The sequence below is a fragment of the Coprococcus sp. AF99-45 genome, assembly GCF_027663865.1.
GTDB classification, from domain to species: Bacteria; Bacillota; Clostridia; order Lachnospirales; family Lachnospiraceae; genus Allocoprococcus; species Allocoprococcus comes.
The window spans coordinates 1-24,794 of the sequence record NZ_JAQDGZ010000013.1 but is presented as its reverse complement, the minus strand read 5'-3'; the positions used below and the strand labels follow the sequence as shown (position 1 = coordinate 24,794).

Annotated in this window: 22 protein-coding genes; 19 read left to right on the top strand and 3 right to left on the bottom strand. The window is 39.0% G+C overall.

Going from position 1 to position 24,794, the window contains the following annotated elements; genetic code table 11:
• Window positions 1-164: 164 nt before the first annotated feature.
• From PGR14_RS10300 to PGR14_RS10245, 12 genes are all read left to right on the top strand, one after another.
• Window positions 165-1,211, top strand: a complete 1,047-nt coding sequence (locus PGR14_RS10300) for an ABC transporter permease (RefSeq protein WP_195487994.1) — start codon at window positions 165-167, stop codon at window positions 1,209-1,211.
• Window positions 1,212-1,982, top strand: coding sequence for an ABC transporter ATP-binding protein (locus PGR14_RS10295; RefSeq protein WP_195368625.1), 771 nt, complete (start codon window positions 1,212-1,214; stop codon window positions 1,980-1,982).
• Between the two features lie 131 nt (window positions 1,983-2,113).
• On the top strand, window positions 2,114-3,310 hold the full coding sequence (locus tag PGR14_RS10290; RefSeq protein ID WP_055297508.1) for an ABC transporter substrate-binding protein: 1,197 nt from the start codon (window positions 2,114-2,116) through the stop codon (window positions 3,308-3,310).
• Between the two features lie 203 nt (window positions 3,311-3,513).
• Window positions 3,514-4,173: a hypothetical protein gene (locus PGR14_RS10285; RefSeq protein ID WP_270223346.1), complete on the top strand. Its 660-nt coding sequence runs from the start codon at window positions 3,514-3,516 to the stop codon at window positions 4,171-4,173.
• 168 nt (window positions 4,174-4,341) lie between these two features.
• Window positions 4,342-5,073 (top strand): GntR family transcriptional regulator, encoded by a 732-nt coding sequence (locus tag PGR14_RS10280; protein WP_055297497.1) that lies wholly within the window; start codon window positions 4,342-4,344, stop codon window positions 5,071-5,073.
• Window positions 5,074-5,275: 202 nt separating this feature from the next.
• On the top strand, window positions 5,276-6,160 hold the full coding sequence (locus tag PGR14_RS10275; protein WP_270223344.1) for a PfkB family carbohydrate kinase: 885 nt from the start codon (window positions 5,276-5,278) through the stop codon (window positions 6,158-6,160).
• Window positions 6,161-6,174: 14 nt separating this feature from the next.
• Entirely contained in the window at window positions 6,175-7,470 is a 1,296-nt protein-coding gene (locus PGR14_RS10270; protein WP_195487996.1) for an ABC transporter substrate-binding protein, read from the top strand.
• 38 nt (window positions 7,471-7,508) lie between these two features.
• Window positions 7,509-8,384 (top strand): carbohydrate ABC transporter permease, encoded by an 876-nt coding sequence (locus tag PGR14_RS10265; RefSeq protein ID WP_055297500.1) that lies wholly within the window; start codon window positions 7,509-7,511, stop codon window positions 8,382-8,384.
• 11 nt (window positions 8,385-8,395) lie between these two features.
• Window positions 8,396-9,217, top strand: a complete 822-nt coding sequence (locus tag PGR14_RS10260; RefSeq protein ID WP_055297501.1) for a carbohydrate ABC transporter permease — start codon at window positions 8,396-8,398, stop codon at window positions 9,215-9,217.
• A 5-nt stretch (window positions 9,218-9,222) separates the two neighbouring features.
• Window positions 9,223-10,056 (top strand): sugar phosphate isomerase/epimerase family protein, encoded by an 834-nt coding sequence (locus PGR14_RS10255; protein WP_055297502.1) that lies wholly within the window; start codon window positions 9,223-9,225, stop codon window positions 10,054-10,056.
• 12 nt (window positions 10,057-10,068) lie between these two features.
• On the top strand, window positions 10,069-11,049 hold the full coding sequence (locus tag PGR14_RS10250; protein ID WP_055297503.1) for a sugar isomerase: 981 nt from the start codon (window positions 10,069-10,071) through the stop codon (window positions 11,047-11,049).
• Between the two features lie 63 nt (window positions 11,050-11,112).
• Window positions 11,113-11,664 (top strand): YesL family protein, encoded by a 552-nt coding sequence (locus tag PGR14_RS10245; RefSeq protein WP_270223343.1) that lies wholly within the window; start codon window positions 11,113-11,115, stop codon window positions 11,662-11,664.
• Between the two features lie 81 nt (window positions 11,665-11,745).
• Here PGR14_RS10245 and PGR14_RS10240 read toward each other — a convergent pair whose 3' ends face one another.
• Window positions 11,746-13,926, bottom strand: a complete 2,181-nt coding sequence (locus PGR14_RS10240) for a YhgE/Pip domain-containing protein (RefSeq protein WP_270223342.1) — start codon at window positions 13,924-13,926, stop codon at window positions 11,746-11,748.
• Window positions 13,923-16,463, bottom strand: coding sequence for a YhgE/Pip domain-containing protein (locus tag PGR14_RS10235; protein WP_270223341.1), 2,541 nt, complete (start codon window positions 16,461-16,463; stop codon window positions 13,923-13,925). Before PGR14_RS10235 ends, PGR14_RS10240 begins: the two co-directional genes overlap by 4 nt.
• Window positions 16,464-16,667: 204 nt before the next feature.
• Between PGR14_RS10235 and PGR14_RS10230 the strand changes: the two genes are divergently transcribed.
• Window positions 16,668-17,891, top strand: coding sequence for a PucR family transcriptional regulator (locus tag PGR14_RS10230; protein WP_055248969.1), 1,224 nt, complete (start codon window positions 16,668-16,670; stop codon window positions 17,889-17,891).
• Window positions 17,892-17,938: 47 nt separating this feature from the next.
• Here PGR14_RS10230 and PGR14_RS10225 read toward each other — a convergent pair whose 3' ends face one another.
• Complete coding sequence (locus PGR14_RS10225) at window positions 17,939-18,880, bottom strand: DUF1177 domain-containing protein (protein ID WP_008373020.1); 942 nt, start codon at window positions 18,878-18,880, stop codon at window positions 17,939-17,941.
• A gap of 266 nt (window positions 18,881-19,146) precedes the next feature.
• Between PGR14_RS10225 and PGR14_RS10220 the strand changes: the two genes are divergently transcribed.
• The 6 genes from PGR14_RS10220 to PGR14_RS10195 all read left to right on the top strand — a co-directional run bounded on the left by PGR14_RS10220 (window position 19,147) and on the right by PGR14_RS10195 (window position 24,605).
• Window positions 19,147-19,992 (top strand): DUF3100 domain-containing protein, encoded by an 846-nt coding sequence (locus PGR14_RS10220; RefSeq protein ID WP_044999066.1) that lies wholly within the window; start codon window positions 19,147-19,149, stop codon window positions 19,990-19,992.
• 1 nt (window position 19,993) lies between these two features.
• Window positions 19,994-20,485, top strand: coding sequence for a hypothetical protein (locus PGR14_RS10215; protein ID WP_022220956.1), 492 nt, complete (start codon window positions 19,994-19,996; stop codon window positions 20,483-20,485).
• 32 nt (window positions 20,486-20,517) lie between these two features.
• Complete coding sequence (locus PGR14_RS10210) at window positions 20,518-21,657, top strand: M20 family metallopeptidase (RefSeq protein WP_022220955.1); 1,140 nt, start codon at window positions 20,518-20,520, stop codon at window positions 21,655-21,657.
• 174 nt (window positions 21,658-21,831) lie between these two features.
• The gene (locus PGR14_RS10205; protein ID WP_270223340.1) at window positions 21,832-23,004 is read left to right on the top strand and encodes a glycosyltransferase family 4 protein; all 1,173 of its coding nucleotides are present in this window, start codon (window positions 21,832-21,834) and stop codon (window positions 23,002-23,004) included.
• Entirely contained in the window at window positions 22,988-23,593 is a 606-nt protein-coding gene (locus PGR14_RS10200; RefSeq protein WP_008373028.1) for a TVP38/TMEM64 family protein, read from the top strand. Before PGR14_RS10205 ends, PGR14_RS10200 begins: the two co-directional genes overlap by 17 nt.
• Window positions 23,594-23,612: 19 nt before the next feature.
• Entirely contained in the window at window positions 23,613-24,605 is a 993-nt protein-coding gene (locus tag PGR14_RS10195) for a glycosyltransferase (protein ID WP_270223339.1), read from the top strand.
• Window positions 24,606-24,794: the final 189 nt, after the last annotated feature.

Here is a 24,794-nt window from a genome sequence, read left to right as displayed (position 1 = left end):
ATATTTAATTGATAGGAATTATAACGTTTATAGAAAATGCCGATAGTCGATTGTATACATAGAAAATAACAATTTCCATTAGTATGTCATAATATGTTAAAATGAAAAAAGTTAAAAGTAATGTTTAAATTAAAGAAAAAGTGTCACTGGGGGACAAAGAAGAAATGAAAAAAGAAGAAACAGAAGGCCTCGGGAATCTGAGCAGACAACAGCTAAGGGAACTAGAGGCAAAAGACAAGACCACATTTCAGGTTATTCTGGATTGGATCATCATGATCTTACCGATGATCTGTGGAGTGGCAGCAATTCTGGAATACAAGCTGATTCCTGATGAGATTTCAAACAAGAAACCGGAAACATACGTTGGTGCGCTTCTTGTATTTATCGGGATCTATGCAGTGTATTTTCTGGTTGCACTGATAAAGAAATTGAGAGGGAATTTGCAGACGATCGAGAAGCTCCGATTCCGGGCACCGCTTCTGGCTGCACTCTTTCTCTTACTCGCAGGATATGATTATCTGACATTGAAGACAGGTATTCTGACACAGCCGTTTATTCCGTGTATGAATGCGATTCTGAATATTGCGTGGGAAGACAGAGCCTATCTGGTTGAGTGTACCTTACATACACTCCGCTTGTTACTGCTTGGATATTTTATCGGAGTTGCAGCCGGACTAGTGACTGGAATTATCTGTGGATATTCAGAAAAAGTACGTTACTGGATCAATCCGATCATCAAATTCTTAGGACCGATTCCGACTCCAACCTGGATTCCGATTATCATGGTGGTAGTATCTTCCCTGTTCAAAGGTGCGGTATTTATCATTGCACTCGGTTCCTGGTTTGCAGTTACGGTTGCATCGATGACAGGTATTTCGAATGTGGATAAGAGTTATTTTGAGGCAGCAAGAACTTTGGGAGCAAGCGAACGGCAGCTGGTATTCCGGGTTGCAATCCCATATGCGATGCCATCGATTCTGCAGGGATGTACACAGGCGATGAGTTCAGCATGTGTGGCAATCACAGTAGCAGAAATGATGGGTGTAAAAGCAGGCCTTGGCTGGTATATGAACTGGGCAAAATCATGGGCAGCATACGATAAAATGTTTGCCGCATTGTTTGTAATCTGTATTATTTTTACCGTGGTTACAAAAGGACTGGATCTGATCAAACGCCGCCTGTTAAGATGGCAGAATGGAGTTGTGAAATAAATGGGGGATAAAAAGGTTACATTAAAGCTGGAGAAAGTCTCCAAAAGCTTTGCAAAAATAGAAACAGATGAAGTCACACATGCATTGAATGAGATTGACCTGACACTGAACAGTGGAGAATTTATCAGTCTGGTCGGACCTTCCGGATGTGGGAAATCAACGATTTTAAGATTAGTTGCAGGGCTGATCGTTCCGACAAAGGGAACCGTTTCTGTAGATGGAAAAGAAGTAAAAGAACCATCACCGGAGCGTGGAATGGTATTTCAGAAGCCGACGCTTTTTCCGTGGCTTACTGTAGAAAAGAATATTGCGTTCAGTCTCAGAATGCAGGGAAAGTTAAAAGGAAATGAAGATAAAGTAAAACGAATGATTGATGTGATCGGTTTGGAAGCGTTTAAAGATGATTATCCGGATCAGTTATCCGGTGGAATGGCGCAGAGGGTTGCGCTTGTGAGATCGCTGATCAATGAGCCGGACATCCTTCTTCTGGATGAGCCTCTTGGAGCTTTGGATGCATTTACGCGTATGAATATGCAGGATGAGATCTTGAAGATCTGGTATGAAAAACAACAGCTTGCCATTATGGTAACACATGATGTGGATGAAGCGATTTATATGGGGACAAGAGTGCTTGTCATGGATGCGAATCCGGGAAGGATTGTGGATGATATCAAGATTGATCAGACTTATCCGAGAGATCGTTCATCTCAGGCGTTCGTTGAATATCGTAACCGGATTCTGAATCAGTTACATTTCGGAGGAAATTCGTAAGAGATGTGGTTACAGACCGGTTGCATGACGGCGGGAAGTTCAGACCGCAGAATGAATCAGTTCCAGCATTATCAGTCGGGAGTAGTATGTCGCTGATGATTGGAAAATATACAAAAAGAGGAGAAAAGAAAATGAAATTAAGAAAAGCAAAACGCGTAATGGCGGCTGCAATGATTTCTGTAATGGCACTGTCATTAGCAGCTTGTGGCGGAAAAAGTGATGATTCTTCCTCAAAGGAAGAATCAACAAAGAAAGAAGAAACTGCAAAGGTAGAAAAACCGGATGCTGTTTCAGAAGAAGACTGGGAAGCAATGCAGAAAGAGCCTGTTTTCGGACAGGAACTGAACTATCTGTTTAATGGTGGAGCATGTGTATCTGCAAAATATATGGCAGAAGTACAGGGATACTATGAAGAATATGGTATCAATGCTACTTATATGGAAGGTGACTCAGTAGTACAGACAGTTGGTACAGGTCAGTGCCTGTGGGGAACAGACCATATCGCAACAATGCTTGTTCCGGTAACAAACGGAGTAAACATGAGCTTCGTTACAGGAGCACACATAGGCTGCAAATCTATCTATGTTCCAAAGGACAGCGATATCAAATCTGTAGAAGATCTGAAAGGAAAAACAATTGCAATCCATGATGGAATCGGTAACTCTGATCAGAATATCTGTTATCGTCTGTTAGATGAGTACGGTGTAGATCCTACAAAAGATGTAGAATTCTCTGATATCGCTGACAGTGCAGCAACAGTTGCAGCATTAGAAAGTGGAGAAGTAGACGCTTCTATTTTCTCAGATTACTTTGTACTTGCAAACTACAAAGATGATATGAGAATGATCTGCTCTATCACATATAGCCCGGAATTCCAGGATGAAGCTTGCTGCGTAACAGCTATGAACAATGATTTTATCAAAGAAAACCCGGTTCACGCAAAATATGTTGTAATGGCTATCAAACGCGCAGGACAGTTCAATCGTCTGCATTCAGAAGAAGCTGTTCAGGCAATGTATGACACAGATAAGATGACTGGTGAAAAAGAAAACCAGCAGGTATTCTGGGATTCTCTGAACTTTGGATTATCAGATAAGTTTACAGAGAATGCACTTCGTGAAATTGCTGAAGATTATATCCGTCTTGGAATTATCACAAATAAAGACCTGTCTGTAGATGATGTTATGGATATGGCATGGTCAGAAGTTTGCCCGGATGAAGAAATGCCAGAAGGTTATACAGTAGCTGACCCGGTTGAACCAGAAGGAGCAACAGTTCCGATCGAACGTAACGAAAACCCGGCTAAGATGGACGGATTTGGATTATAAGAATTGAATAAGAGCATTAAAAAGAAATAAGTCAGGGAATGATGGGATTGAAAGATTGCATCATTCCCTGATTTTTTATATCTTGAAAGTTACGTTAAGTTCAGTCCTGGTAGTGATTTTGTGAATCACACTTTATTGTGAAAATTACAGAATATATGCTATAATTAAGAAAAAAGTCGCATTTTTCGAAGGAGGCGAAGAGGATGAAGAAAAGCAGTCTGGTAATTATGTGTATTTTCTTATTGGTAATCGGAAACAGTGCATGCAGTAACAAAAAAATAGAAAGATCGGGAAAATCAAAGAGTGAAAAAAATACAGTCATGGAAACAGCGCCATATGATGATGAAAATGAACCGGTTACTGTTCTGGAACAGGATATTGTAAATACAGAGTTTCATGAGATATCAGGGGAGGAATTTCGATCCTATATAAAGACTGAATCATTCACGAAAGACAATTGGAAGGATTTTTTTATCCTCAAAAAAGAGCCGATAATTGAAAATGGAACGGAAGTAAACATGTTTGTTCTGCGGATGAATAAGATTCATCAGAAAAAAGGTTTCTGCCTGGTATTTGATATTAAAAATGAGAATATGAGAGCCAGTAATTGTGTGTTTGAAAAAAATATTGTTTCGATGGAATGGGGAAACAAGAGAGCGGATGGAAAAGAAGTAAGCTTTTCGTTGGATGATATGATCTGTAAACGGGCAGAAGGAAAAATCATTTATGCAGATGTTCCGGATGAAATTTGGAGTCCATGTAATGATGGAACGGACCGAAAGGGATTCAGGGTAAAGGATGAGGAAGTGCTGTATGAATTCTATGATGATGGAACTCCGGTAAAGCTGGATATGTTTATTTGAATTCTCTTATAATTAAGTTTTTATTGATGAAATTATAATAATATGTTATAAGACGTGTCTTTGTATAAAAAGTGTATATATTCCATTATTCCTTGCAAATACATAACTTTAGCTGTATTATGATAATATCAAAATAGATACATGCGTAATACAAGTTAGGGGGATATAATGACTAAAATTCAATCACAATCAAATTCTATACCATTATATTTACAGGTGAAAAATAAAATCAAACAGGAAATAAGATCTGGAATATTAAAAGCGGGGGACAAACTTGATTCAGAGGCAGAAATGCAAAAAGAATATGGTATGAGCCGGGTAACTGTTCGTAACGCGATGGCAGAATTAGAGAGAGAAGGATATATTATCAAGGTGCAAGGGAAAGGAAGCTTTGTTGCACAGTCAGATATGTTAAGACTACCTGTTGGAGTAACCAGTTTTACTGGAGATGCAAAGATGCAAGGGGCAGATTTGAAATCAAAGATTTTAAAAGTTGGCTTGGAACCGGTAAAAACGGAAATGGATAAAGAATTTTTTGGAATTAATGATGGAGAAAATATTTTAATTGTTAAAAGATTACGGTGTGTGAATAATGTTCCGCTTTTAATCGAGGAGAATCACTTATCTGCAGAATTAGAGGGGGTAATGAATGAGGATTTAACCGGATCACTTTATGCGATTCTGCAGGAAAAATATCATATGACTCCGTCAATTAAGGGAAGGAGAAGTGTAAAAATTATATTTGCAACGGAAGAAATAGCACAATTGTTGAAGCTTTCGGTTGGAACTCCAGTTATAGAATCTGAGGTTTGTGTGTTTGATATTAATGGAGGACCAGTTCATACGGTTAAAGATATTGTCAGAGGAGATAATGATAATATTTTGAAATGGTATGTATAAAAGAATGAAAGAAAATTAGGAGATATCTAAAAAGATATCTCCTTTTTTTACAAAAATATTTAAAGCTATTTGTATAAAATACCTAAAAAAAATAAAAATCAGAAAATATATTGACAATAATTAACAAAAATAGTATGCTTGCAGCAAGACGAGTTAATACAAGTTAAAAAAACAGGAACAAGATAATACGAGGAGGTACATGATGGAGAGCGTAAGTATCATAGGAATTGGCATAGCTACTATGGATATTTATTGTTATAAAAATAAGATGTATCCGGGTGGAAATGAATATAACATTGCATACAATGCAAAAAAACAAGGAGCAAAGGCTGCATTTATGGGAGTTTTTGCAAATGATAAGGTTGGAGAAATATTAGAGGAAACTTTGCAAAAAGAGCAGATAGATACCAGCCATTCACATCATGAAGAAGGCTCCAGTGGGTATGCATTAGTTGATTTGAAAGATGGAGACAGAGTATTTATTGATTGGAATAAGAAAGGTGTAACGGATTTATATCCATTTGAATTTACAAAGGAAGAAATTGAATATATTAAAGAATTTGATATCGCGTGTATCAGCTGGGGAGCCAGAGTTAATCATGAAAAGATAAAGAAACTGGCTAAGTATGGAGTTAAGATTTGTTATGATTTTTATGATAATTTTACTTTAGATGATATCCGTGAAATTGGATCTAATATAAAATATGCGTTTTTATCATGTGGACATCTGTCGGAAGAAGAAACAAAAGAAACATTAAAAGAAGTAATAAGCACCGGATGTGAGATAGCGGTGGGAACAAGAGGTGCAGATAAGACAGTAGCTTATGATGGTAAAGAATTTTATATGCAACCTGTGAAAAAAGTAAAAGCAATAGATACGATGGGAGCAGGCGATTCTTATATTAGCGCATTTCTAATGAATTATTTACAGATGAAGGCTGACGAGTCGATGAAATCTGGGAATAATATAAAACAGGCACTTGAAAAAGCAGCAGAATATGCAGCAACGATAGTGGTAAAAGAGGGAGCTTTGGGAATCGGATACGACGTCGATCCGAAAAAGCTGTCAGAGATTATTAACATTTAAGGAGGTAGTTGGTTATGAAAAGAAAAACGATAGCAATGTTAATGGTTGCATCAATGACGGTAGCGTTATTTGCCGGTTGTGGTAGCAAATCAGATGAATCGGATAGTGGAAAAGTTAAATTAACTTTTCTTGATAAACATCCGGAAGACGAATATAAAGGATATTTTGAAGAAGCAATCGCAGATTTTGAAAAAGAAAATCCAGATATTGAAATTGAATATGAAAATATCAGTGATCAGGCAATGAAAGAAAAGTTGAGTGTTCTGGCAGCGGGGGGAGATCTTCCGGATATCTTCTTTTGTTGGGGCGGTGAATGTTTAAATCGATTTTCAAGATCAGGTAAAACTTTAGATATTACCTCTTACATGGATGAAGACGCGGAATGGAAAGACAGTTTTCTTCCGGCATTTCTTAGCAGTAGTGTATATGAAGGAAAAAACTATGCTGTACCTTACAGGAGCTCTGTATTATATATGCTTTATAATAAGCAGGTATTTGCAGATAATAATTTAGATGTTCCTACTACATGGGATGAATTTATTGATGTATGCGATACTTTGAAAAATAAAGAGATTACACCAATTGCATTTGGTAATTCAGACAAGTGGTATACCATGTGGTATGTTGGTCAGTTTAATGCAAATTTTGTAAATAAGGATGTTCGAACCGCGGATTATAACCCAAGTAGTGGTACGTTTACCGATGAAGGATATGTAAAAGCTGTCCAGACATTTTTGGATTTGAATGATGCCGGATATCTTGGCAAAAATGTAAATTCAAAAGATTATTACCAGGTAAGAGAAGAATTTGCCGCAGGTAAACAGGCGATGATCCTGGATGCGACAAGCCAGTTTTCATTTTATACGGGTGCAATGGGGGAAGACGGATATGGTTATTTTAAGATTCCGATTCCGGATGGCGCAACAGGAGATGAGGCGTCAACAATTGTAACAGGTGGATCAGAAAATTATGCAATTTCTGCTGAAACAAAACATCCGGATGAAGCAGTTAAATTCCTTAAATTTTTAACAAAGAAAGCACAGGCTGAAAAACAGACCAAAGAGACAGGACTTCCGAATGCAATTATTGGAGGTATTACAGAAGATAATTCAGATGCTGTAATTGCAGCGGCTTATAAAACATCAGAAGACTATAATGCGATTGCCGAATGGCTTGATCAGTGTGTTGATGGAAATGTTTCTAATACCTATATGGCAAGCTTACAGGAAGCTTTAGATGGAAAGTCGGCAGAAGATGTCATGGCAGATGTGCAAAAAGCAGCAAAAGAAGTTGCTGATGCAAATAAATAGAGGGGCATAATATTGCTCCTCTGAAAGGAAGATTAAATATGCGGAAAGATAACAAAAGAACAATTGCATTATATATGTTTCCTGCGATTTTAATGATTGTTGTACTTTTATATTTACCAATTTTTATCAATTTGTATGAAAGCTTCTTTAGTTGGGGAGCAATGAGTTCCAGTCATAAATTTGTAGGAATTGGCAATTATATGAAAATGTTCAAAGACGAAGTGTTTTATACAGCACTGAAAAATAATATGATTTTCATGATTATGTCAGTTATTTTTCAGATAGGTCTTTCTTTAATTATTGCCAATACGCTTGAATCCAAGTTTATGCGAAAAACACAGAACATTTTTCAGTCAATTTATTTCATTCCTTCATTGCTTATGGTGACGGTAGTGGGTATTGCATTTAAGATGATTTGCAGTCCATCTATCGGAATTATAAATCCTCTGTTAGAGCTGATCGGAATAAATACAGAAAATATTGATTTGCTTGGAAATGCAGGAAGTGCGACTTTTTCTATTGCCGCAATGTCACAATGGCAATATATAGGTTATACAGTAGTTCTTTTTGTGGTTGCAATTCAGAATATACCGGCTGATTTATATGAAGCAGCAGATATAGATGGCGCGAGTGCGTTAAAGAAGTTTTTCTATATTACACTTCCGGAGATTAAAGATACAATATTGATCAATATGATTATTACGATTACAGGATCTATCCGGGAATATGATGAAGTTTTTGTAACAACAAATGGTGGACCGGGATATGCCTCAGAAACTTTAGCGACTTATTTGTATAAAGTTGGATTTAGAAACGACCAGATGGGATACGCCTCTGCAATAGCATTCTTTATCTTTATTGTGACATTCGCAATCGGGTTATTGCAGATGAAAGGATATAAATTAGACGAATAGGAGGTGGGAAGATGAAAAAGAAAATCGTTCATATTATTACATATATTTTATTTATTTTGTTTGCGTTGATTATCATCTTTCCACTTATATGGATGGTAATTACAGGATTTAAAACAAATCAGGAATTATTTTTATCACCATTTTCACTGCCGGAGACATGGCATTGGGAAAACTATGTAAATGCGTGGAATAAAGGGATTGGAGTATATTTATCCAATAGCGTGATTATTACAGTAGCAGCAACTGCTTTATCAACATTTTTAAGTTGTCTTGCAGCATATCCTTTATCAAGATTAAAATTTAAAACAAAAAAGTTATGGATTTATCTAATATTAGGAGGATTAATGCTGGCACCACAATCTTCACTAATCTCTTTGTTTAAGATGGTCAAAATTGCGGGATTGTATGATACGAGAATTAGTTTGATTTTGATTGATGCAGCATTTAGAATTCCATTTGCTACATTTTTGATTATGACATTTTATAAAAGTATTAGTTATAGCCTGGATGAATCTGCATATATAGATGGAGCAACTACATGGCAGATATTTGTAAAAATTATGTTGCCACTTAGTAAACCGATTATTGCTTCGTGTTCCATTGTAAGCTTCAGAGCAGTATGGAATGAATTGATGTTTGCTAATGTATTGTTACAGAGTACAGATAAAAAAACAGTACCGGTTGGTCTGATGAATTTTCAGGGAATGACAACAACAAACTGGACACTTGTGATTTCAAGCATGGTTATAGCATCACTTCCTCTGATTATCGCATTTCTGTTGCTTCAGAAGCAATTTGTAAGAGGATTAACGGCAGGTAGTGTGAAAGGATAAGAGTCATGAAAAATTTAAAGAGATCTCAGATTTTAACGTCGAACTATCCGTATTACAAATATTCCCTGAACTATGCATTGGATTCTTTACATAGGATGGGAGCGGAACAAATTGAATTTTATGCATGTTTTCCGCATTTTCATATGGATGATATTACATACAGAGATATTAAAAGTTTGAAGAAAAAACTGAAAGACTTCGGATTAAAAGCAATGTGTGTAACACCGGAACAATGTTTGTATCCTGTAAATATTGCAGCGTTTGATATTGCGGCAAGAAATCGAAGCATTAACGTCTTCAAAAAAACAATTGAAACAGCAGCTGAACTGGAAGCAGATACAATCGTTACTTTATGCGGATATGGGACAATTGATGAGAAGGATGAAGATGTATGGAAACGTTCTGTTGATTCAATGAGAATACTTGGTGATATGGCAGAAGCATATAACATTGAAATGGTATTGGAAACTTCACCGCGCGAATATACAACAACTCATACTGCAAAAGAAGCAGTACGAATGATTGAGGAAATAGGGTCACCTGCGGTGAAAGGCATGATAGATACGGCAACTCTGGGGTTTTCAAAAGAAACAATGAAACAGGCAGTTCAAGATTTGGGAAAGTATCTAAGACATGTGCATGTTGCGGATGGAATCCCTAATGGGCATTTGATTCTTGGAGAAGGAGAATTGGATATCAGGGGAATGTTGCATGAGTTGGATGAGGTAAATTACCAGGGAATGTTAAGTCTGGAAATCTTAAATGATAAGTATATGAGAACACCACATGAAGCAATGCAAATATCTTTTGAAATGTTAAAAAAATATATAGACCAATAGGAGGAAAAGAAAATGGAAATCAGAGAGCTTATTGAAAAAATTGTCAAAGAAATGGAAGAAAAAGGTGGTCTTAAAAATGTTGTATGGGTTGCGGCTGGCGGCTCAAATGATGGACATTATGCAGCGCAGTATTTTATGGACAGGGAATCTACAGCAGTACGCTCGCAGATGATCACAAGCAGTGAATTTGAATTTGCAGCACCGAAATGTATAGGAGAAAATACGATTGCAGTTATCACATCTATGAGGGGAACGAAGGAAACAATAGAGGCTGCAAAAGTCGCAAAAGAACTTGGAGCTGTTACAATCAGCCAATATGTTGATGAATCAGGGCTTACAGAAGTTTGCGATTATAATGTTCAGTATGGAAGTATCTGGGAAGACGATGAGGATCAGGGAAGAACGAATGCGGGAAATGCACTGCGAATTGCAATGGCAATTGTAGATGTTACAGAAGGATATAAAAATTATGCAGATGCAATGGATGCTTTTGAAAAAATTCAGCCGGCTTATGTGAGAGCAAGAGAATATTGCAGACCGTTAGCGAAGAAATGGGCAGATCAGGTTAAAGATGAAAAAACAATTACAGTAATCGCAAGTGGACCAGCTTATGGTTCTGGTCATATTTTTTCAACTTGTAATATTCTCGAAATGCTACAGATTCAATCTCCAACATTTAACAGTTGTGATTTTTTCCATGGACCATTTGAAATTACAGATAAAAATGGAGCATTTTTCCTCCTTGTTGCAGATGGAAGAACCAGAAAAGCTGATGAGCGTGCAATTACATTTTTAAAGAAATATGCAGGTGAAAAAGTATATATTCTGGATGCAAAAGAGCTTGGTCTTGATAATCTAAAAGATTCAGTTTCAGAATATTTTAATCATCTTTTGTTTACACCTATTCTGAATAATGTTTATATGAAAGCATTGTCAGAAGCAACAGGAATAGATTACACAACTCGTCGATATATGTGGAAGGTAGAATATTAAACAAATAATATGACAGATAATAGAATCATTCGTATACTCACGACATTATGTGATTTCCTTATTTTGAATATTTTGTGGTTGGTATGTTCAGTACCTGTTATTACAGCAGGGGCATCCACAACTGCATTATATTCTGTAATGTTTAAAATTATAAAGAAGGAAGAAGGGTATATTATAAAAAGCTTTTTAAAAGCATTTCGTCAAAATTTTAAGCAAAGTACAATTATCTGGCTTCTGTTAATTGGGACAGGATGTATTGTTGGATATGACTGGTATATAGCAGTAACATATATCAAGTTGAATCGACAGATAATAAATATTCTGGTAGCAGGAATCATCATATTTTTATTATGGGGATGGATATTTGTATTTCCGTTGATAGCTTGTTTTGAAAATGCAATAAAGAATATGATAAAAAATGCTTTTTTAATACCAATATCACAACTGCCGTATGCAGTAATTATTATATTATTTGATATTGTGTGTATTGGAGGAACACTTTATAATTACAGAACACTTTTTTATGGAAGTATATTCTGGAGTAGTATAGGCGGAAGCCTTCTGGTATATGTGAATTCTATTTTTATGAGTAAAATATTTGAACCATATAGGTAATAAAACTCTCTTATGAAAGATCGTTAAATCATTCATAAGAGAGTTTTTTAATGTAAATGTAAAAGACAAGTACTTCTATATTTACATAATCTTCGTCTCTTCCAGCTTCTCAGAGAACGCTTCATTCACCTTAATGATCGGCTTCCTAAGCACCAGTCCCACGATCAGGGACACCATAAGGAAGATACAAAGCTTTCCAAGATCGATCCAGTAATCCATACCGTAAAGACCACCGACAGCTTCACGCAGGGCTGCCATACTGTGGGTAAACGGCAGTAGCGGATATACCGCTTTGAAGAATCCCGGGGCAACCTCGATCGGGAAAGTTCCGCCGGTTCCGGCTACCTGCATAACCAGAAGTACGACACTGACCGCTTTTCCGATATCTCCGAAGGAGACAGTCAGCGTGTAAATGATGTTAACATATACGATGCTGGATACCCATCCGGCAAGGAGGAAGAGGAACGGGTGCTTGCACTGGATGTCAAGATAGAACAGATCACCGAGGCAGATCAGGGTGCTTTGCAAAAGCCCCAGGATCAGGAAGATAAGGTATCTTCCAAGATAAATCTGATGGAGCTTCAGATGTTTAAGTCCGGTGGTGCCGTTTTCGGATACAGTGACCTTGAGCATGGCAACCAGGACAATTCCGCCGATCCAGATGGAAAGTGTAGAGTAGAATGGGGCCATGGAAGAACCGTAATTTTCAATCGGGTACACTTTGTTGGTCTTAAGCTCTACCGGTGCGGCGAGGAAAGAACTGATACTGTCCTTATCGCCGGAAATCAGATCTTCCAGTTCGGAGAAATCGCCGGTTGCTTCCATTTGACCAAGTCTGGAGATGGTATCTGTGATCTTTGAGGCAGCCGTTTTCAAAAGCTCAGAAGAGGTTTCCAGAGCCTTCTGAATCTGCGACAGATCAGAGCCAGCTGAAGAAGCAAGGGTATAGATTCCATCTGCACTTACACCGAGCTGGGAGAGCAGTCCGGACAGATCATTTTTGGTGGAACCAAGAGAGACGGACAGCTGTTTTAAAGAAGCAGATACATTGGTTTCATAGTCGGATTTGACAGCTGCAATTCCGGAAATACTGGAGCTGATCAGATCATCCAGCTCTTTTTTAGAGGTTGTTACATTGCCTGCTGTATCCCGCAGAGAGGAAGCAGCGTTCGTGAGTTTATCACGAAGTTCTTCCTGAACAGCAATGGAATCGTCTAATTTAGCAAGAATCGATGCGGTAAGATCAGACAGCTCCGGGTGTGCATCTGCAATCTGTGCAATGCTGTCACAGATTCCCTGGTAAGACTGTACGATCGCATTAACGCGGCCGCCAAGAAGGTCAAGGGTATCTGCTACAGCACCCGCATCCTGTGATTGTGATTGGAATGCCTGATCGACTGTCTGTGACATCTGTTCGTAAAAGCTTTTGGTAGAGGTCAGTGCAGCATTGATTCCGTCTGTAGCTCCGTCCAGAGTTTCCTGAATCCCGGAGAAGGACTGCTGTGTACCGGAAAGCGTATCTGCATTTGCAGAAGCCTGTTCTTTCGTTGCTTTTAAGAATTCGGCAGTTGTGTCCAGAAGCTGCTGCGCAGAATCGGTCATCTGTGAGAAGGAATGCAGGGTAGTCGAAGAGGCAGACAGATCAGAACCGATTTTATTCAGATTTGTGATCAGTGTGCCTGCAAGCTCATCCGAATCCCTGGAGTCTGCGGTATTTGCAACAGTCTGGAGCGCGGTCAGCACCGTATCGGAAATGGTTTCGATAAATACTTCGTTGACCTGTGTTTGGACTGCGGTTGCTCCTTTGTCTGTTACCTTCGGCGCAATGGCATTTTCTTTTGCATTGGAGTAATAGGTAATCTCCGGTTTTTTAATATCACTGGAAAATACACTCATCAGGTTCGTACTGAAATCTTCCGGGATTACGATTGCTGCGTAATATTCTCCGGATTTTACACCCTTCATTGCTTTGCTTTTGGTCGTAAATACCCAGTTGAGCTGTGTATTCTCCCGAAGAGCAGACAATACCTGATCGCCAAGATTCAGCTGGAGCGGGATCAGGTTTCCGGTATAGCCTTCATCTACGCTTGCTACGGCAACCTTCAGATTCCCAGTATTCCCATAGGGATCCCAGCTTGCCGCAATGTTGAACCATGCATAAAGGCAGGGAACCACTGTGACGCCGAGAACGACGATCAGCGCAATGACATTTGTTCTTATTTTCCGGATATCTCTTGTGAAGATGGTCCACATATTTCTCATTCGTCTTTTCCCTCCTTTACTTTTTTAAGAAATTCTTCTTCAGACAGATGGATATAGGAAAGCTGTCTGGAGGTCTTGTCGTGAATATATTCTACACAGATCAGATAGACGGCGAGTACGATCAGGGAAATGATCCACAGTGTCAGGTATACGATCTTGGATTCCAGGCCGAACATCAGAAGAAGAAAGATCAGCGGAATTACAAGAATCAGGATAAAACCGGTACGGATCAGCTTTGGATACCGTTTTTCGAACCGGTTGGCACGTTGGATAAAATCAGCCCGTCCGTCTTCGTCCTGCATCATGGTTTTCATCATCAGTGTAAGCTGTGGGCGGGAGAGCTCACCGGTTGCAGTCTCTCCCAGCATCAGGTCTGTCTCGGCAAGACGTTTGTCGAACAGATGGTTCAGATTCATCAGAAGTGGTCTCAGTACCAGTCCGATGAAGAATGCAAGGAGAAGGAAAAGCAGCAGGGTCAGCAGATCCTTTGCGTAGTTATTTTTGTAAAATCCGGCAATACACTCACGCATAGCGCCAATTCCGTAAGAGAACGGCAGAAGCGGATGCAGTCTCTGGAAAAAGACCGGTGTCATCTCGATCGGATAGGTTCCGGAAGAACCAGGGATCTGCAGGATGACCAGGACAACGGCAAGCGCTTTTCCAATGTGCTTGAAGGTCAGCGCCATTGCATAGATCAGATTGACATACACAAAGGAGCAGAGCATACCAGCGCACACAAATGCAACCGGGTGGACACACTGTACTTTCAGAAGCAGCAGATCTCCTATGCACACAATAAATCCCTGGATCAGTCCGACCACGACAAAGAGCATCCAACGTCCGAAATAAGCAGTTGTCGGAGTAAAACGGGAAATGGTTTCGTCTTTGTCTACTTCCTGTTTCAGGATGGATACCAGGATCAGTCCGCCAACCCAGAGTGCCAGATTAGTGTAGAACGGAGTCATTCCGGAACCGTAATTTTCCACATCATAAAGTACCTTTGAATTGATCGAAACCGGTGAGGACATAAAATCAGAAATGGAATCTGAGTCGATGCCTTCCAGTGAGATCAGATGCTGGTAGGTTTCGGAGCTCTGCAGAGCTTTTAGGTCAGCGGTAATATTTTCCAGAGCAGTATCTACGCTTTCAAGAGTTCCTCCGGTCTGACCAAGTGCGTCTGCACTTTCGTTTAAACTGCTCTTTAACTGGGTAAGGATCACCTTTAACTGTGTGATCGTCGGATTTACCCCGGTTAAAGTAGAAGAAAGGCTTCCGCTTAATGTGGCAAGCCCGTCAAGTGACTGGTTCAGCTGTGGCAGAAGCGACTGGTTCAGACTGCTTCTGTAATTCTGCAGAGACTGTCGGTTCTGGGCAGTGAGTGTCTCAAGAGAACTTCTGGTATTACTTGCTGTAGTCAGTGCATTTCCTATGCTGGAATTGCTGTTCCCAAGAGAATCAATGAGTTCCTGAAGAGAAGCATTCTGTGCCTGGAGTTCTGCAATTTTTTCGCTGACGATACCGGACAGAGAAGAATCACTTCCGATCTGCTGCTGAAGGGCGGCAAGCTTTTCCAGAATTTCTGCATTTTTCTTATTTAAAGAGCTGGCAGAAGAAATACTGTCTCCGATCGCAGTGTTGACCTGTGTGGCTTTTGTCTCAAAAGTTCCGAGCTTTAAGGCTGCGGAAGTATAGACATTATTTAAAAGTGTTTCGCCATCTGACAGGCTGGTAGAAAATTCTGTGGAAAAGGTTCCGATTGCTGTCCGGCTGGTGGCAAGCAGATCTGATGAATCTGCAAGGGCAGCAGAACCGGAAGAGGCAACAGCATTTACAGAGTCCAGTGTTTTCAGAGTGTCATCGATCAAAGAACCGGAATCTTTTACCGTAGCCTGGAAATCCTTCAGGGCGTTCTGATAGTCAGCAAGATTCTTACGGGTATCGGTAAGCGCCTGCATCAGCGTAGAATTTGTTCCGTCAAGCTTGCCGGTCAGTGTACCGGCCGATTTCTGCACGATCTTCGCAATGGAGTCAGCGGCAACGGACGAAAAGGTGTCATTGATCTGCTGCTGGATCGTGCTTGCGCCGGTGGCGGTGATCTTCGGAGCAATCGCGTTTTTCTTTTCATTAATATAATAGTCGAGCTGCGGCTGTTTTAAATCCCCGGAAAGGATGCTGAGGAGAGACTCGCTGAAATCCTCTGGGATTACAATGGCAGCGTAGTATTTGCCGGAACGGACACCGCTTTTGGCTTTCTTTTCATCAACAAAGGTCCAGCCAAGCTGGTGATTTTTTTTCAGATTCTGTACGATGGTGTCTCCGGCATTCAGATCTATCGAACCGGTGTGTCCACCGGTGTCACAATTTGCAATTGCTACTTTTACATTTTTTGTATTGCCGTAGGGATCCATGTTGGCGGCAATGTTGAACCATGCATAGAGAGAAGGGAGAATGCAGACTCCCACCATGACGAGAGCAGCAGCAGGGCTACGTAAGAGTCTCTTTAAATCTCTCTGAAATATTTGAAGCACTTTCTTCATGTGAACCTCCTGTGTAATGTCGTTAATAGTGCCAGTATTGAGAATAGTATAGCAAAAAGTGTGGAAAAAATCCATGAGAAAAAATGACGTTTGGTCAGAAATGCAATCTGGATAAAGTTAAGCGTAAGATGATATTTGAAAAAACAGTGTTTTATGATATTCTATATTTATCTATAATACAAATAAAAAAGGGTGGAATAGAAAGTGTCAATAAAAGTAAAAGAGGTATTAGAGCTGGCACAGTCGAAAGGATGTACATTAGCAGCCGGAGAAGGTGGAATGGATAGGATTGTTCGCTTTGTGGATTGTATGGAAATACCAGATATGAAAGCTTGGATGCGCCCAAATGTTTTGTATATTACAACTGGATATGCATATAGTGACACAAAAGAAGAAATAATGAATCTGATAAGAAATTTGTATGAAGCAAAGGCAGCTGCGCTCGCGACAAAATATAGATATATTGGTTGTTTTTTGGATGATGCGATCAAACTGGCTAATGAATTACAGTTCCCAATCATTTTGTGGCCGGAAGATCTGCCTTTCATAGAAATGAATTATCTTGTGATGGAGGCATTGATAAAATCACAGAACAATTTGATGGATACCATTTATTCTCGAATTGAAAAATATAACCGTCGGGAAATGGATAAAAGATTGTTTATTGATCTTTTGACAGGAAATATCACATGTAATGAAGAAGGAAACTATCGGATCGAAGAACAAAAATGGCCATCACCTCCGTACCAGATCGTTTATATTGAAATTGATGGAATTAAACAAAAATTACATGAACTACAGGAAGAGATTGTTCATGAAAAAATTGAGAAAATCGAAAATATGATAAAAGAATCTTTTGGCGAGGAAAAAGTAATTGTTTTGTCGAATAATGATAATTTTCAATGCATATTAAAACGGACAAAAGAGAAAACTATAACGAAAGAGTATTTCGAGAAGATTCAGAAAAATATTTCGGAAAAGACAGGATATACTGCAGCGATAGGTGTTTCGAGAGTAGAAAATTCCTACCAACGTTTCGGAAAGGCTTATCAGGATGCAAGGGATGCAGTAGAAATTGCAGTGTGCCAGGAATTCAATTCAAAAGTACTTTGTATAGAAGATGCAGGCTTTTGGAGAATCATGAAAGAAATCAGTAAGCATGAGATGTGTCAGGAGTTTATGGAGGACAAGTTGAATGCATTTATTGAATATGATCAAAAAAATGAAAGTGAACTTTTAGAAACGCTGGAAGTTCTCGTGAATAATTTAGGGGCAAGAAATGTAACAGCAAATGCACTTCATTTGCATCGAAATACTTTGATATACAGAATTAAAAAAATTGAAAATCAGACAGGATATGATTTGTCAGATCCGAATAGTATTCTTGAGATAGCGCTTGCGCTTCGAATAAAGAAATTTTTGAAATAAAAGATGCCTTTTCAGGGCATCTTTTATTTCAAAATAGTATGTATCTATTACGAGAAAGGATTCAGTTTTTGAAAATGATTCATTGAACCGTATAAACTTTGTAATTTTTCGAATTCTTCTTCGTCGTATAATTTAAGAGAACGACGGCCAAAGGATTTGGCAACTTCTAACATAAAGCGTGCAGCTTCATCAAGATCAGTCATATGACTGGCTCCGGTTGCACAACCGGGAACAGTTGTTTCTGTTGTGATGGCAATCCCGACTACAGGTGCATTAGTAGCAGTTGCCGGTTGCAGAATACTGTTTAGATGATGAAGATCATTGCCATAAGGAGTGATATCCTGCTGTGTTAATGGAAATACTTTTGGAAGTTTTCCCGTAGTAATCTGCATTAAATCAAGAAGATCTTCGGAAGTACGAAGGATGTAGCCTTCTTTTACTGTAGGTGAGATTGCAAATCCATTGTGATTGATCACGCGATTTCCTTTAGTAGTATCTACAGAGAGAACTGCGTCAAGTTCCGGTGTGAGCTCTTCGGCATTTACCTGTGCCATTTCTACAGGTGATCCCATAAATGGAACCGGAACATGTGGCGCGGTCGGTGCATCCGGACAAATATGTGTAGAAATGAATACGTCACCTTCCAAAAAATCCCCTTTATTCTGCATATCTAATAATTTGGCAGCAAGAGCAATTGCAACGAGGGCACCATCACCGTCAGATACATACCCGATTCGCTCAGGACGAGCACCAAGTCCGCCTAATCTCCCAAGAAGTCCAATTGTCGGAGCATCGCCTCCGGAAGTCTTTCCGTGAAGACCCGGGATGCGAATTTTTAACATATCTGTAGAACCTTTTGGTCCAACTAAAGGATAAACCTGAATATCCGCATCTTGTTTTATGGATTTTAAATAAGATGCGACAGAGTTGCCGTTTACGTTCTTACTGTCTATAATGTCGAAAGCTTCTATTAATTGTTTGAATAACATCTTAAATCCTCTCTTTCTAACTAAAATAGTTTTTTAATTGACAAGCAAAGTTTAGCATTACTAAATAGGAAAGTCGATATTGTGCGTGCCTAAAAAGAAAGAAAATAGTTGGGCGAAATGCACATGCTATATTTTTGGAAGAATAATAAATGTGCAAAGTGCATAAAAAACAGGGACATTATGGTGCATGGAGAGCGTCGACACTTTAAGAAGTCAATGTTATACTGTAGTCAAATAAGAATTCGGAAGAAACGGAGGAATAAAATGTGAAAGAAAGAACAGGGACTGTAAATTGCATGATCGCAACTATTATTATTTGCATTATTGCGGAGCTGATTGGTCCACTTCAATTTAAGGTGATGGGGATTGACGTGAAGATATTGACGATGATTTGGGTTATCATCATGGGAATTCTTTTATCTCCAACATTATTAGGAAAAGTGATTCCCCCACTGAAGAAATTTATTAGTAACGCAGAAATTAAACGGGCACCGTTTTTGTTGTCTCTTACATTATATCCGCTTGGAATTATGTTTGGTATCAATGCAGGTCCAAAGGTTGGAATTGTTTTACAGGCAGGTCCTGCTTTACTGTTTCAGGAAGCGGGAAATATGATGACGATGCTGATTGCATTACCACTTGGCTTACTCCTTGGATTAGGAAGAAGTGCTGTGGGTGGAACGTTTTCTCTTTGCAGAGATACGGCACTTGGTATTATCGGAGATAAATATGGTCTGGAATCCAGAGAAGGAATGGGAACACTTGGAACTTATATTAGCGGAAGTGTATTTGGTACTCTCTTCTATTCTTTCCTGGCACCGATCGGGTTAGCAATCGGATTTCATCCTTATGCACTTGCGATGGCATCAGGTATGGGAAGTGCATCTATGATGAATGCGGCTACTGCAGCGTTGACAAATGCAGCGGCACCTATGTATGCAGAACAAATTCTTGCATATTCTGCAACCAGTGGACTTTTAACTGCAGTAACAGGTGTGTATGTGGAAATGTTTTTGGCATTGCCATTAGCGAACTGGTATTATAATCGTGTTAATCCAGGTATTGAAAAATTAAGGGCTAAATTATTTAAAAAAGCATCTGAGGAGGCATAAGATGGAAAATACAAAACAAACTCCACAAGAAAAATCGACATTAAGTAATATTTTAGAACAAATTAAAATAGTATTGGTGATTTATGGAATTGTCATAATTATACATATGGTTTCTATTGGAAGCAAACTCCCGGATTTAGCAAAGTCGACAGTGGTAAGCTTTGTAATGGTAGTGATTGCGATTACCTTGAAAAATGTTGTGAAAAAACCTAATCTTCCAGGATTTGCGTGGGCTACACTGGTATCCTTTGTTTTGACATTGCCGATATCTCCGATTTCAGATTTTATCGTAAATGCAATGAGTGCATATAGTTTTGGACTTGTAGGACTTCCGCTACTTGCTTTTGCTGGAATTGCTGTAGGAGACCAGCTTGAGGTTTTCAAAAAACTCAGCTGGAAAATCGTAATTGTATCCTTTGTGGTTATGGCATCTACTTATTTTGGATCAGCAGCAATTTCAAATATTATCTTATCTTTAAAAGGAATGATCTAAAACCATACAGATAAAATTAAGAGGTGAAGAATATGGATAATTTAGAATTAATGAAACAGGAAATCAGTAATCTTGCAAAAGAGAAAAAGGAAGAATTTGAAAAAGTAAGTGATTATATTTTTGCAAACCCTGAACTGGCATTTAAAGAATATAAATCACAGGAAGCACTTTGCAAACTGTTGGAAAGCCATGGCTTTGTTGTTAAACGCGGAATTGCAGAAATGCCGACGTCTTTTGAAGCAGTTTTTGATTCTGGAAAACCAGGGAAAACAGTAGCACTTATGGGAGAATATGATTGTCTTCCAGAAATCGGACATGGTTGTGGACATAATCTGATCGGAACATCAGCAGCCGGTGCAGGAATTGTATTAAAGGAAGTTATGGAAAAGCATGAGATAGGTGGCGTGTTAAAAGTATTAGGTACTCCGGCCGAAGAAAAGGGCAGTGGCAAAGCGATTATGGTTCGCCATGGAGTATTTGAAGGAATTGATGCTGCACTTCTGATGCATCCGTGTGATGAATCTATGCCAGATGATATTTCTTTTGCAGCAATTACATTGGAATTCACCTTTAAAGGAAAACCGGCCCATGCGGCAGCTTGCCCATGGAAGGGAGCAAATGCACTGAGTGGAGTTCAGTTAATGTTCCATGCGGTTGATATGATGCGTTTACATTTTAAAGATTACAGCAGAGTACACGGAATTATTACAGAAGGCGGAGTAGCTCATAATACTATAACAGATGAAGCGAAAGCAGTATTTAATATTCGTTCACTGGAATATGATTATATGATGGAAATGGTTGATGCTATTCGTGATTGTGCGAAAGGAGCGGCAATTGCAACCAGGACAGAAGTTGAAGAAAGACAAGTGGATGAAGTTGTCAAAGATGTGCGTAATGATAAGAAACTGGTTCAGTATGTTCGTAAGAACATGGACTTTATTGGTGAAGAGTATATAGAGCGTGACCTGACTCAGGGAATCGGTTCGACTGATGTTGGAAATGTAACCCATGAAATACCGGCAATTCAGTTTTATGTGAAATTGAAAGAGCATGTAGGGACACATACAAAAGAGTTTGCAGTAGCAGCAGGCGGAGAAGAAGGAAAAAGAAATCTGCATGCTTCTGTTCAGCTCTTGGCAATGAGTGCATTGGATGTATTAAGTGAGTAAATAGAAAGTGTATCATTTTTTAGAGAGTTCTAAAAAGTGATACACTTTTTTTGAAATATTGTCTTGACTGAATATTTCGCATTTGTTTAAAAATTCTTTAGAAATGTCTTTTCCATATCTTAACAATCTCCTGTTAAACTATGCTCATAAAAAGATAACGGGAGGAATTAATAAATGAGAGTATTGATTACAACAGATTGGTACGAACCGGTTATAAACGGTGTTGTTACTTCAGTTATGAATCTTTCCAGACAGCTAAGAGAAAGAGGACATGAAGTAAAAATTCTTACATTATCAAGAACATTTCATTCTTATATAGAAGGCGATGTGGTTTATGCAGGATCAATTGGACTTGGATGCATTTATCCGCAGGCAAGATTAAAAATTCCAAAGGCAGCAGGTGACTATATGGAAATGTTGCTTGAGTGGAAACCGGATATTGTGCATTCACAGTGTGAATTTTCCACATTTTTCTTAGCGAAAAGGATCGCATCTGAACTTCACGTTCCGATTGTACATACGTACCATACAGTTTACGAGGACTATACCCATTATTTTTCACCGCAGAAAGTATGGGGAAGAAATATTGTGCAGTTGATGACAAAGAAACTTGCAAATGCGGTAGAAACCCTAATTGCACCCAGTGATAAGATCCGTAAGATATTGGAAGGATACCAGGTGTCTTGTCCGGTGGAAGTTATTCCATCTGGAATCCATCTGGAAAAATATCAGTTATGTAAAAAAGAAGACTGGCGTAAAAAAATCCGTATGCAGCTTGGTATATTACAGGATGCACTGGTGTTGGTATATGTAGGCAGAATGGCAAAGGAAAAAAACATTGAAGAGCTTCTGGAATATCAGCAAGATGCAGGAAAATCCGGGGTGATTTTAGTCCTTGTAGGGGATGAACCATATCTTCCGGAGCTGAAAAAAAAGGTTGAAGAGCTAAAGCTTGCTAAAAATGTGATTTTTACGGGAATGATCACACCGGAAGAAGTGGGACGCTATTATCAGGCAGGAGATCTCTTTGTCAGTGCTTCTACCAGCGAGACACAGGGAATGACTTATGCAGAAGCGCTTGCAGGTGGTATTCCGCTCCTTTGCAGAAGAGACGGATGTCTGGAACAAGTTGTGACAGATGGGGAAAATGGATGGCAGTATGATGAAAAAGAAGATTATCTTATGAGAATCCAAGAATGGAAGGGGATGGGTGAAAATGCAAGAGGCAGGATGCAAAACAAGGCTGCTATTTCAGCAGAAAAATTTTCTTCTGGAAATTTTGCCGAAAGAGTGGAAAAAATCTATGAACAGCAAATACGAAAATACCGATATGAAAATGCAGCCTAAGAAACAGAGAAATCTGACTGGATTTTTCAATCTGCTTTCGATAGCCGGACTGGCCGGATGTGCGCTTCTTGCAATCTTGGCATATAAGAACGGCATTTTAAATTCGGTAGATTCTTTGCAGACATTTATCTGGAAATTCGGTTATACTGGAATGCTCGTTTTTATTCTGATCCAGGTTGTGCAGGTTATTATTCCAATCCTACCGGGTGGAGTCAGTTGCCTGGGGGGTGTGATCTTTTTTGGGCCGTGGCTAGGATTTCTTTATAATTATATTGGTATCTGTATAGGATCAATTGCAGTGTTTGGAATTTCAAAGACAATAGGAAGGCCGGTTTTATACAAAATGTTTTCTGAAAAAATGATAGAAAAATATGATGGATGGACCCAGAAGGACGGTAAGTTTTTGAAATTATTTGCGCTGGCGATCTTTTTCCCGGTGGCACCGGATGATTTTTTGTGCTATCTTGCGGGAACTACAAAAATGACGTGGAAACAGTTTACAGCAGTTATTGTACTTGGAAAACCATTTTCTATTGCACTTTACAGTCTGGGGCTTACGACAGCATTTAAGATGTTATTTTCATTATAAAAGGAATAGGGTAAAGATTATGAAAACATATATATACAGAGGTGGGTTTCCGATTGTAGAAAAAAGTGGTGTCGGAAAAGCAATCGAGCATCAGGAGAAAATGCTGAATGCAGTAGAGGCACCGCGTGCAGCCAGGTGGAAAGAAGCAACCGTGGTTCATATGAATACAGTTTTTCCAGATTCGGTGATTGTGGCCTTTATAGCAAAAATGCAGAAGAAAAAAGTGATTTATTATGGGCATTCTACAATGGAAGATTTTAAAAATTCCTTTATTGGTTCTAATCTTGCAGCGCCGATTTTTAAAAAATGGATCTGCTTTTGTTACAATTTGGGGGATGTTGTTGTGACGCCAACCGAATATTCCAGAAAATTGTTGGAAGGGTATGGATTGAAACGAAAAATTTATTCGATTACTAATGGTGTGGATACAGAATTTTTCAAACCTGATCCAGAGGGGAGAATACGCTTCCGCGCAAAATATCAGCTAACGGAAGAGCAGAAGGTTGTGATATCTGTGGGACATTTGATTGGAAGAAAAGGAATTCTGGATTTTCTTGAACTGGCCAGAATGATGCCGAAAGTACAGTTTATCTGGTTTGGAGGCGGTAATGAAAGCCTGGTGACAGCAGAAATCAAAGAGGCGATATCAAAGAAACCGGATAATGTATTGTTTGCAGGATTCGTAAAGTCTGATGAACTGCGTGATGCATATTGTGGGGCAGACGTATTTTCGTTTATGAGTTATGAGGAAACGGAAGGAATCGTTGTTTTAGAAGCTCTTGCCTGTGAAATTCCGACAATAGTAAGAAACATTCCTGTGTATGAAGGATGGCTTGAAGATGAAAAACAGGTATATAAAGCAGAGACAATAAAAGAGTTTCAGGAAAAGATAACTGCGATTTTCAGTCGGGATGTTCGTTTGATGAAAAAGGAAGAACGGAAAATTGCTTGTAATAAAAGTCTTGGAAAAGTTGGAGAACGATTGCTGAGGCTATATTTTGAAATGGAATAAGGGACGTTCAGCCGCGCCATTCGCAAAAGCGTGCCTGCGGCACTTGTCGCTACTGCGCAGCTATTTTGCTCATAGAGTGGCGCTCATCTCATCCGTATATGTATAATTGTATAATCAGCCGTCCTTTCATGCGAGCATGAAATCCGTCTGACTATACGGATGGCTGAATTGATGTCAGAATATTCTGAA